Here is a 5150-nt window from a genome sequence, read left to right as displayed (position 1 = left end):
CCCAGGGTGATGATGACGTCCCCGGCTCTGGCCAGCTCCGCGACGGTCGAAGGCACGTCGTCCCAGACGGGGGCGTAGAGCACCTCGGGGCCGTCCCGCCCGTCCGCCCCCTGGGACGGCACCCGATCGGCGATGAGCCTGCCCGTCACCCCCGGCTCGGGGTCCTCGCGAGCGCCGTAGACGTCCAGGACCACGACCACGTCGGCGAGGCCGAGCGCGACGCCGAACTCGGCGGCGAAGAAGCGGGTGCGGCTGTAGAGGTGCGGCTGGAACACCGCGACGATCCGCCCGGCGCCCTTCTCGTGCACATAGTCACGAGTGGCTCTCAGGTCGGCGGTGAGCTCGGTCGGATGGTGGGCATAGCTGTCGAACACCTGCGCCCCGCCGGCCTCGCCCTTGAGCTCCAGCCGGCGGCGTGCCCCACCGAACGCCGCCAGGCCGTCCCGTACGGCCGCGAAGTCATGGCCCAGTGCCATCGCCACGGCTACCACCGCGGTGCCGTTGTGCGCGTTGTGCCGGCCGGGGACCGCGAGCTCGACCGCGCCCAGACCGCCGATCTCGAACCGGGAGCCGAGGCCGCGGGGGGTGAATCCGGTGATGCGGAGGTCGGCGTCGGCCGACTCGCCGTAGGTCCGGACGGTGAGCCCGCGCGACCTGGCCTGTGCGGCGAGTTCGAGCGCGACCGGATCGTCGGCTCCGGCGATCAGTACCCCGCCCGGTTCGATCCGTTCGACGAACCGCGCGAAACTCTCCTTGACCTTCTCGAAGCCCCCGTAGTTGTCGAGGTGGTCGGCCTCGACGTTGGTCACGATGGCCACATTCGGCGTGAGCATGAGGAACGAGCCGTCGCTCTCGTCGGCCTCGGCGACGAAGACCTCGCCCGCGCCCTCGTCGGCGCCGAGCCCGGTGGTGACGAGCTGCCCTCCGATGCAGTACGCGGGGTCTGCGCCGGCGTGCTGCAGCGCGACCGTCAGCATCGAGGTGGTGGTCGTCTTGCCATGGGTTCCCGCCACCGCCACTCCCCGGCGGCCGGCCATCAGCGAGGCCAGCGCGGCGGCGCGGTGGAGCACCCGCAGACCGCGTTCCCGCGCCACGACCAGCTCGGGATTGCCCTCGCGGATCGCGGTGGACACCACGACCGTGTCGGCGTCGCCGACATGCTCGGCGGCATGCCCCACGAAGACCTTCGCGCCGAGTTCGCTCAGCTGGCCGAGCAGGTCGGAGTCGCGGGCGTCGCTGCCCGATACGGCGATACCGCGCTTCAGCATGATGCGGGCGATGCCCGACATGCCCGCGCCGCCGATGGCGATGAAATGGACCTTGCCCAGCTGATCGGCCGGTATGACGCCGGCCGGGTGGTCGACGCTCACCGGGTGCCCCTGCTCCGCACCACGTCGTACACCATGTGGGCGAGGGCCACGTCGGCGTCCCTGCGGCCGAGCCGTGCCGCCGCCTCGGACATCCGCGCGACCTGGTCGGCGTTGGACAGGATCGGCAGCAGATTGCCGACGATCCACTCCGGCGACAGGTCGGCGTCGTCCACCAGCAGTCCGCCGCCGCCCTGGGTGATCGGCTCGGCGTTGAGGCGCTGCTCGCCGTTGCCGTGCGGCAGCGGGACGTAGACCGCGGGAAGGCCGACCGCGGCCAGCTCGGCGCAGGTCATCGCGCCGGCCCGGCACATGGCCACGTCGGCGGCGGCGTAGGCGAGGTCCATCCGGTCGCAGTACGGAAGCGTGACGTACTGCGGCCCGTCGGCGGGCTCGGGCTCCTCGGTGTTCTTGGGCCCCACGATGTGCAGGACCTGGATGCCGGCCGCGCGGAACGCCGGCGCCGCCGCCACCGCCGCGCGGTTGAGCGAGCGGGCCCCCTGGGAACCGCCGAAGATCAACAGCGTGGGCAGGTCGGGCATCAGCCCGAAGTAGGAACGCGCCTTGTCCCCCGCGGCCAGCCGGTCGAGGCTCGTGATCTCGCGGCGCAGCGGGATGCCGACGAACTTGGCGTGCGGCAGCGCGGAGTCGGGATGCGACACCGCGACGTGCTCGGTGAAACGGGCGCCGAGCCTGTTGGCCAGGCCCGCCCGGGGGTTGGCCTCGTGCACGATGATCGGCACTTTCCGCTTGCGGGCCGCGAGATAGCCGGGCGTCGCCACGTAGCCGCCGAAGCCGACCAGCACTTCGGCCCGCGTCCGGTCGAGCACGCTCGCCGCCGCGTTGATGGCACCGCGAAGGCGCCCTGGGACCGTGAGCAGCCTGGGGGTCAGCGTGCGGGGCAGCGGAACCGGCGGGATCAGCGCCAGCTCGTAACCTCGCTGCGGAACCAGGCGGCTCTCCAGCCCGCGCTCGGTGCCCAGACAGGTGATCTCGACTCGCGGATCCTCCCTGCGCAGCGCATCGGCAAGGGCCAGAGCGGGTTCGATATGTCCAGCGGTCCCGCCGCCGGCCAGGACAACCCTCATGCTCGAGTACGCCTCCTTGTTGTCTTCCACTCCCCTGAACCGATCCCGCTCCCGGCCTCGGCGGCACTTCTCAGGGCATTGTCCGCGCAGGGCCGTTCGTACCGGTTGACACGCCTATCGCCGTGCCAGGCCAAGCCAGCTTAGGGCCCGCCGCACGGGCCCGGGGCCCCGAGCGGCAAGCGCCTGACGCGCTCCGGGCTCCCGTTTCGCGAACGACAACAGCATGCCGAGCGCGATCAAGGTCGGGATCAGGGCGGACCCGCCATAGGAGACCAGCGGCAACGGGATGCCCGTGATAGGGAGCACACCGATGACCGCTCCGATGTTCACGATCGCCTGGACCACCACCCATGCCGTGACGCCGGCGGCCGCCAGGCGCATGAACGGATCCTTGACCCGCCGCGCGATCCGCAGGCCCGCATAGGCCAGCAGCCCGAACAGCCCCAGCACCACAAGGGTACCGACCAGTCCGAGTTCTTCCCCGATGATCGCGAAGATGAAGTCGGTCTCGGAATGCGGGAGATATTGCCATTTGGCCCTGCCCTCGCCGAGCCCGGTGCCGAACCAGCCGCCCGATGCGACCGCGAACAGCCCCTGAAGTCCCTGGTAGTTGTCCTTGAGAGGATCGCCGGTCGGGTCGAGGAAGCCGGTGAGGCGCTGCATGCGGTAGGGCTCGACCACGATGAGGATGGCGACGAGCACGCCGATCAGGCCGGTGATGCCGACGAAGAGCCGCGCGGGCGCGCCGACGACCCAGAGCACGGCGAGGAAGATCGTCAGCAGCACCAGCGTGGTGCCGAGGTCGTTCCCGAGCATCACCAGCAGCACGACCAGACCGGTCCCGGGCAGCAGCGGAATGAGCAGCTGCCGCCATTCGTTCAGCTGCCGCACCTTCTCCTTGCGGGCGAGCAGATCGGCCGCCCAGAGCACGAGCCCGAGCTTCGCCGGTTCCGACGGCTGGAGCTGGAACCCCCCGCCGAACCGGAGCCAGCGCGTGGCCCCTCCCGCGGTCTGCCCGAGCCCCGGCACGAGGACGAGCGCCAGCGCGAGCACCGACAGGAGCAGCAGCGGGTAGGCCAGCGTCCGGAACGCCTTGGGCGCGAGCCGGGCCGCGAGCCACATCAGCGGCAGCCCGATCCCGACCCACATCGCCTGCTTCTGCAGCAGGGTGAACGCCGAGCCCGTGGCCTGCAACTGCTTCACGCTGGAGGCCGACAGCACCATCGTGAGGCCGAGGGTGAGCAGCAGCACCGAACAGCCGAGCACCAGGTAGTAGGAGGTGAGCGGCCGATCGAGCAGACCGATCACGGCCACGGCCTGCCCCCGTACCCCAGGGCGCTCACCGTCGTCACGGGACCGGTCGGCCAGCCGCTCGGCCGGCCCCAACGTCGTGCTCATGACGTCGCTCCGTGTTGGATTGCCGCGCCTCCGGCGCGGCGGCTCGGGGCTGTGTTCATGGCCGCGCCTCCGGCACGGCGGCTCGGGGCGCTTTGACGCGCTGTCTTCCCTCGTCGCTCCCGAGCGCTCGTTCCTCGCGCTCGCTCGCTCCTCAGTCCAGACAGCGCCGCGCCCCTCGCGAACCTCCTCAGGTCTGCCACCGCCGCGCCCCTCGCGGGCCTCATGGCCTCGCGGTGCTCACGGTCGCTCATGGGTCAGCGGTTCTCGGCGAGCCGAAGAACGGCCGCGGCGAACGCGTCGCCCCGGGCTCCGTAGTCGGTGAACATGTCGAACGACGCTCCGGCCGGGGCCAGCAGCACCGTGTCGCCCGGCGCGGCGAGGCGCGTCGCCGCCGCCACGACCCTGTCCATGATGTCGTCCATGGACATAGTCTCGATGCCGGACACCTCCACCACCGGGACATTTGGCGCGTGTCGCGCAAGAGCCCTTGCGATCTGTGCCCGGTCGGCTCCGAGCAGTACGGCGCCCCTCAGGCGGTCCGCGCGTGATCGCACGAGATCCTCGACGTCCGCGCCCTTGAGCAGCCCGCCGGCGATCCACACGACCGACTCATAGGCGGCCAGCGAGGCGGCCGCAGCGTGCGGGTTGGTCGCCTTGGAGTCGTCGACGTAGTCGACCTTGGCCACTGTCGCGACCTGGGCGTTGCGGTGCGGGTCGGGCCGGTAGGCGCGCAGTCCCTCGCGGACGGCCTCGGCCGGCACACCGTAGGCCCGCGCCAGCGCGGCGGCCGCCAGCGCGTTCGCGACGTTGTGGGGGGCGAAGGGGCGGACGTCGTGCAGCTCGGCGAGCTCAACGGCCTCGTTGGCCGGATCGGCCACGAAGGCCCGGTCGACGAGCAGGCCGTCGACGACGCCGAGCTGCCCCGGGGCCGGGGTGCCGAGCGTGAAGCCCACCGTGCGTGCCGCGCCCTCGGCCAGCCGCACCGACCACGCGTCGTCGGCGTTGACGATGGCCATCCCGCCTAGAGCGTAGATCTTGCCCTTGTCGGCGGCGTAGGACTCCATCGAGCCGTGCCAGTCGAGGTGGTCGGGCGCCACGTTGAGCACGGCCGCGGCGTACGGGGCCACCGTGTCCGACCAGTGCAGCTGGTAGCTCGACAGCTCGACGGCTAGCACGTCAGGGCCGCCGGCCGGATCGGCGCCGGCGGCATGATCGGCACCGTCGGCCGCGGGTGCGCCCGCGACCGCCGCCACGATGGGGGTGCCGACGTTGCCGACGGCGACCGCCCCGTGCCCGG

The 5150-nt window shown here is 71.8% G+C and carries 4 protein-coding genes; all 4 read right to left on the bottom strand.

Annotated features, from left to right (window positions below; genetic code table 11):
- The coding region (gene murC, locus HKK72_RS35655; protein ID WP_410050380.1) for a UDP-N-acetylmuramate--L-alanine ligase at positions 1–1370 on the bottom strand (1370 nt) is incomplete at its 3' end.
- Positions 1367–2455, bottom strand: coding sequence for an undecaprenyldiphospho-muramoylpentapeptide beta-N-acetylglucosaminyltransferase (gene murG / locus HKK72_RS35650; RefSeq protein ID WP_187238812.1), 1089 nt, complete (start codon positions 2453–2455; stop codon positions 1367–1369). The genes murC and murG, both read right to left, overlap by 4 nt.
- A gap of 114 nt (positions 2456–2569) precedes the next feature.
- On the bottom strand, positions 2570–3853 hold the full coding sequence (gene ftsW, locus HKK72_RS35645) for a putative lipid II flippase FtsW (RefSeq protein ID WP_187238811.1): 1284 nt from the start codon (positions 3851–3853) through the stop codon (positions 2570–2572).
- A gap of 254 nt (positions 3854–4107) precedes the next feature.
- A partial coding sequence (gene murD, locus HKK72_RS35640; RefSeq protein ID WP_187238810.1) for a UDP-N-acetylmuramoyl-L-alanine--D-glutamate ligase occupies positions 4108–5150 on the bottom strand: 1043 nt, incomplete at its 5' end.

This window comes from Actinomadura sp. HBU206391 (assembly GCF_014323665.1).
In the GTDB taxonomy this organism is placed as follows: domain Bacteria; phylum Actinomycetota; class Actinomycetes; order Streptosporangiales; family Streptosporangiaceae; genus Actinomadura_C.
This window is presented reverse-complemented; position numbering and strand designations above follow the sequence as displayed.

Coding starts and splice junctions, on each gene's coding strand:
- ftsW (WP_187238811.1), bottom strand. CDS start 3,853: ATGAGCACGACGTTGGGGCCGGCCGAGCGGCTGGCCGACCGGTCCCGT.
- murG (WP_187238812.1), bottom strand. CDS start 2,455: ATGAGGGTTGTCCTGGCCGGCGGCGGGACCGCTGGACATATCGAACCC.